This window comes from Corynebacterium sp. c25Ua_47 (assembly GCF_039907205.1).
Classification (GTDB): Bacteria; Actinomycetota; Actinomycetes; order Mycobacteriales; family Mycobacteriaceae; genus Corynebacterium; species Corynebacterium hiratae.
The window spans coordinates 1-5,556 of the sequence record NZ_JASBOH010000023.1; the positions used below are offsets into that span (position 1 = coordinate 1).

The window sequence follows — 5,556 nt, forward strand, 5'->3', positions numbered from 1 at the left end:
CCCAAAACGCGAAAAGCTGGAGCTTTGCAGCTCCAGCCTCTTAGCCCTTAACCGAGATTACTTGCGGGTCTCGGTGATGCCGTCGGTATCGATTTGCTCCTTGCGCAGATCCTCGGTGTGGGTCTCGGTGTCCTTGATGGTCTCCTTGGAAAGGTTAACCTTCTCCACCGGGACGGTCTTCTTCTCTACATTCACGCGCTCTTCGTGCAGGGTAACGGAGGCTTCCTCCGCGCCGTTATCACCGATGGTGCCGGTGTAGTTGGCAGCGTCAGCCTCGGAAATCGGGGTGCGCTCGACGCGAACCTCTTCGCGCTCAACCGGAACCTCGACGGTCTCGGTATCGGTCACGACGTACTTGCGCAGGCGCGCCTCGCCGGTGGCCACGCGCTCCTTGTTGACGTCCAAGCGCTCCTCGGAGCGGATAACCTCGCCCTCGTTGTTGGTGACGCTATTGTCGGAGACAGCGGCGCGCTCGGTCTCATCCTTAGCGTGTGCACCTGCACCAGCACCGGCAACACCAGCGCCAGCTACGCCAGCACCGGCAACGCCAGCGCGCTCATCACGCTCGTCACGGTAGGTGGTTACGTCCTGTGCGTTCTCGAGGTCGTAGTGCTTGAAGATGTCCGCCTGCGCCTCAGGAGTCAGCGGCTTATCGGAGTCAAAGTCCGGTGCGTTCTCGATGCGGTCCTTGGAGAAGGCCAGCTTGAGCTCATCACCGGTGAAATCGTGACCACGGAGCGGAACCAAGCTGGAGCTCATACCGAACAGACCGTGGTTGACCTCAACGAAAGTCGGCTGACCGGACTGCTCGTCGACGAAGACCTCCTTGACGGAGCCCAGCTTCTCGCCGGCCTTGTCGTATGCGGTTGCGTTAAACAGATCCTTGATGTTCTTACCCATTGTTTCTCTAAACCTTTCTACATTTGGTCTATATCTCGACAGCAAACGATAGCTTTCATCTTTACCCCCATAAATTCCAGGGGATTGGGGGACGATTTGCTATTTCGTTTGCGTTGCCCCCCACCATACGGACGAAACAACAATGCGCCACCGCCGCATCCCCCTCTTTTGTCAAAATCGCGCGTAGCCGCAGGTCATATTAGCTATAACAATTAGATTACAGACCATTTGAGCACCTCAAACGCCTGCCAGCCCCGCCCTACATTTCCTCCCCATATTCTAGAACGAAACATTAAGGCACTAACTTGCGCCCGCAACATAGCGCCCAACAGCGACTCTCTACGCAACTCCTTACGATTCCCAAAGGCACAGCCAAGAGACGTTAGCTACCCCCGCCCCAGTTTCCGAGTTCATTAAATGGTCTACTCTCCCAATCGTCACACCGCCATACCTGAGTACCCTGAACACCATGAACCAAACTGAACACTTCGAACTCAAAGTCCCCGGCGGCAAACTACTCGTCGTCGATCTCGATATTGACGCCGACAGCACCGTTACCGCAGCCAAGGTCTCCGGCGATTTCTTCCTCGAACCGGAAGAGGCCTACGAGGCACTGGCCCCAGCGCTGGTCGGCATCACTACTGCCACAAGCACCGAGGACATCCAATCCCGCCTCGATGCCGCGCTTGCGCGAATCGATTCACCCGTAGCTCTCCACGGCTTCGACACCCACCACCTAGCTGTCACGGTCAAGCGCGCGCTGTCAGGCGGCACCGATTTCACCGACCACAGCTGGGAGATCCTGCGTCCTGGGGTTCTGCCTACCCCAGTAAACGTTGCCCTCGATGAAGTCCTCCTCAACGAAGTCGCGGAAGGAAAGCGCGGGCCCACGCTCCGCTTCTGGGAATGGGAGGACCGCGCCGTCGTCTTCGGTTCCTACCAGTCCTATGCCAACGAGTTGGACCAGGAGGGCGTCGACAAGCACGGCATCATTCCAGTACGCCGAATCTCCGGTGGCGGTGCGATGTTCATGGAGGGCGGCAACTGCGTGACCTATTCCCTGTACGCCCCGGACTCGCTCGTGGCCGGCTATTCCTACGAGGCCAGCTACGAGTACTTGGACCAATGGGTACTCGCGGCACTTGGCAAGCTTGGCGTCAACGCCTGGTACGTGCCGATTAATGACATCACCTCGGACGGCGGAAAGATTGGCGGCGCCGCGCAAAAGCGCCGCAAAGGTGCGGTGCTCCACCACACCACGATGAGCTATGACATCGATGCGGACAAGATGATGGAAGTCTTGCGCATCGGCAAAGTCAAGGTCTCCTCCAAGGGCCTGGCCAGCGCAAAGAAACGTGTAGACCCGCTGCGCCGCCAGACCGGCGTGCCCCGCGAGGAAATCATCGACACCATGGCTGCTGAGTTTGCCACCCGTTATGGCGCCGTTGACGCAGTGCTTTCCGACGACTCCCTAGCCGCCGCCCGGCGCCTCGTCGACACTAAATTCCTCAACGAAGAGTGGACTAAGCGCATCCCATAATTTGCAGGGGAATTTCTGGACAGCGTACGGTGTTATAAGTTCTAGTGAACCGATCGGTATAAATCTACCGAACCATTTGGTCCATTTCTATACAGCACTGTCTAGAAGGAAAATCTCGTGTCCGACACTTCCTCCCGCGCATCCTCGCGCACGCTGCCCTCTTGGGCCACCGGCTTTGGCGCCCAGGTCATCGCCGGTCTCATCATCGGCCTCATCCTCGGCTTCATCGCCTCCGGCATGGAGTCCGAATGGCTCTCCGATACCCTGTCCGGCGTCGGCGGCGCGTACGTCCAATTGCTCAAGGTGATGGTCCCGCCGCTCATCTTCGCGGCCGTCGTCACCTCGGTTGCCAACCTGCGCAAGGTGGCCAACGCCGCCTCGCTGGCGATCTCCACCCTTGTATGGTTCGCCATCACGGCCTTCTTCTCCGTCTTGGCTGGCATTCTCGTCGCCCTCGTGATGAAGCCAGGCGTAGGCACGACTGTCGACGCCTCCACCGCCGCCGCTCCTTCCAACGTTGGCTCCTGGACCGCCTTCCTCCAGCAGCTCGTCCCCTCCAACTTCTTTGGACTCAAGGCCTCGCTAAGCGACGGCGACGTCTCCCTCAGCTTCGGCGCCCTCCAGCTCCTTGTCATTTCCTTGGCCCTGGGCATCGCCGCGGTCAAGGCTGGTAAGGCGGCCGATCCCTTCCTGCGCTTCACCGAGTCCTTCCTTAAGGTCATCCAGGTGGTCCTGTGGTGGATCATCCGCCTCGCCCCGATTGGCACCGCCGCCCTCATCGGTAAAGCCGTGGCCACCTATGGCTGGGATGCGCTCAGCTCCTTGGGCAAGTTCGTCCTCGCGATGTATGTCGGACTCGCCCTTGTCATTGCCGTGGTCTACCCTGCCGTCCTCGCGTTCAACCGAATTCCAGTCATTGGCTTCTACAAGCGCGTATGGCCAGTCTTCTCCCTCGGCTTCGTCACCCGTTCCTCGATGGGCGTGATGCCCGTGACCCAGCGATTCACCGAAAAGGCCATGGGTGTGCCTCGCGAATACGCCTCCTTCGCCATCCCGCTAGGCGCCACCACGAAGATGGACGGCTGTGCCTCCGTCTACCCGGCCATCGCCGCCATCTTCATTGCCCAGTTCTACGGAATTGACCTTTCCCCAACCCAGTACCTCCTCATCATCTTCGTGTCCGTCATTGGTTCCGCAGCTACTGCAGGCACGACAGGTGCCACCGTCATGTTGACGCTGACCCTCTCCACGCTGGGTCTCCCGCTGGCAGGCGTCGGCCTCTTACTTGCCATCGAACCCATCATTGACATGGGCCGCACCGCTGTCAACGTCACCGGTCAGGCTCTGTGCGCCACCATCGTCGCCAAGCGCGCCGGCATCCAAGATCAGGCAACCTGGGATGCTGCCGAAGGCGGCGTCAATGACATCATGAACGCTGACGAGAACGACCGGGAAAGCGTGAACGCTTAGAAAGTAAGTGACGTGGGGCACACATAGGTTCTGTACGGTGGAAGCTATGTCCACGTCAACCCAAGCACCACCAGACCCCGATTCCACACAACACCGCAGCGCTATCAAGGCGTCCTTCATAGGAACATTCATCGAATGGTTCGACTATGCGGCCTACATTTATATGTCGGCCATTATCTCCCGGGTCTTCTTCCCGGAGATGGAAGGGCGCCGCGCGCTCATCATGACATTCGCGCTCTTTGCGCTCTCCTTCCTCGTCCGCCCACTCGGCGGAATTGTGTGGGGACACTTTGGTGACAAACATGGACGAATTCAAACCCTGACGGTATCGATCACGATGATGTCGCTGGCGACAGCCGTGATCGGCTTCCTCCCCAGCTATGAAACCATCGGATTCGCCGCCACTCTGCTGCTTCTGCTTTCGCGTATGGTCCAAGGTTTCTCCGCGGCGGGCGAATATGCCGGTGCAGCCACGCACCTCGCAGAAATCGCCCCGACTCATAAGCGGGGAATCTACGCCGCAATCGTGCCTTCCGCCACAGCATCCGGCCTGCTGCTGGGTTCTCTCATCGCGGCACTACTCACCGGCGTGCTTGACGACGATGCTCTCATTTCTTGGGGTTGGCGCGTCCCCTTCCTCATCGCACTACCTCTGGGCCTTTATGGCCTGTGGATTCGCCGCAACGCCGACGAGTCTTCCCGCTTTGAGAATCAAGATGACACGGAAGAATCCCCTCTTCGCGAGGTCATCAAATATCCCAAGGCCCTGGCAATTGCCTTCTCGGGCACGGTTCTCAACGCCATTGGTTTCTACGTCATCCTGACCTATTTGCCCACCTACCTCTCCCAGGAGCTGGGCATGGCGGAGACACCTGCCTTCATTGCGTCGTCGGTCGCTTCCGCGTTCTATATCGGCTTCGCGCTTCTCACCGGCCTGCTATCGGACCGCCTGGGCCGCCGCACGACCATGCTGTGCGCTGCACTTTTCATGGGACTCTTCATCGTCCCTGCGTTCATGCTTCTCGACGGCGCCGGCATTTTCCTCGTTATCGTCATTCAAGTATGCCTCGGCGGCGTGCTTGCGCTTAACGACGGCGTCCTCCCCTCCTTCCTCTCCGAACAGTTCCCCACCCATGTTCGCCTTTCCGGCTTTGCTCTCACCTTCAACACAGCAAACGCTGTCTTCGGCGGCACAGCACCCATGATCGCCACCTGGCTGATGGACAAGACCGACAACCAACTGGCCCCGGCGTATTACCTTGTTGCCGCTGCAATTATCACGGGGGTAGGCGTTCTCTTCGCCTCCAAGCGGAATCGCCTAAAAGAGGTCTAGTCCATTCCCCTCACCGACACCTGGCAAATGACTACCGACAACGACCCCCACTTGAGCTCCAGAGCCAGCTTGAATCTCCTGACCGCTAGCGATCCGCATTCGTCGTTTCAAACGACGAGCTGAGCCAGCCCTATTCAGCACCAGGCAGGATCGTCGTTTGATTCTACGGTGTGGGTCCGTTGGTTCGTAGTCTTTCTCTTTTCCTTTCAGGTACCTTGGTCGGGTTTCGTCGTTTGAAACGACGAGTCTGGGTTCAGCCTCCGCGGAGTGTGTCTGAGTTCTTCGTCGTTTGGAACGACGGGGCCTTTTGTTT

The 5,556-nt window shown here is 58.8% G+C and carries 4 protein-coding genes; 3 read left to right on the forward strand and 1 reads right to left on the reverse strand.

What is annotated here, in order from left to right; translation table 11 throughout:
• Nucleotides 1–57: 57 nt before the first annotated feature.
• The gene (locus tag QKE52_RS13195) at nt 58–900 is read right to left on the reverse strand and encodes a PRC and DUF2382 domain-containing protein (RefSeq protein WP_070516786.1); all 843 of its coding nucleotides are present in this window, start codon (nt 898–900) and stop codon (nt 58–60) included.
• Between the two features lie 469 nt (nt 901–1,369).
• Here QKE52_RS13195 and QKE52_RS13200 point away from each other — a divergent pair, with 469 nt between their 5' ends.
• The 3 genes from QKE52_RS13200 to QKE52_RS13210 all read left to right on the forward strand — a co-directional run bounded on the left by QKE52_RS13200 (nt 1,370) and on the right by QKE52_RS13210 (nt 5,243).
• Nucleotides 1,370–2,440 carry a biotin/lipoate A/B protein ligase family protein gene (locus QKE52_RS13200; protein WP_347948990.1) on the forward strand — a complete coding sequence of 357 codons (1,071 nt, stop codon included), beginning with the start codon at nt 1,370–1,372 and terminating at the stop codon, nt 2,438–2,440.
• Nucleotides 2,441–2,557: 117 nt separating this feature from the next.
• Nucleotides 2,558–3,910 carry a dicarboxylate/amino acid:cation symporter gene (locus tag QKE52_RS13205; RefSeq protein WP_347948991.1) on the forward strand — a complete coding sequence of 451 codons (1,353 nt, stop codon included), beginning with the start codon at nt 2,558–2,560 and terminating at the stop codon, nt 3,908–3,910.
• 46 nt (nt 3,911–3,956) lie between these two features.
• Nucleotides 3,957–5,243, forward strand: coding sequence for an MFS transporter (locus tag QKE52_RS13210; protein WP_347948992.1), 1,287 nt, complete (start codon nt 3,957–3,959; stop codon nt 5,241–5,243).
• Nucleotides 5,244–5,556 lie beyond the last annotated feature (313 nt).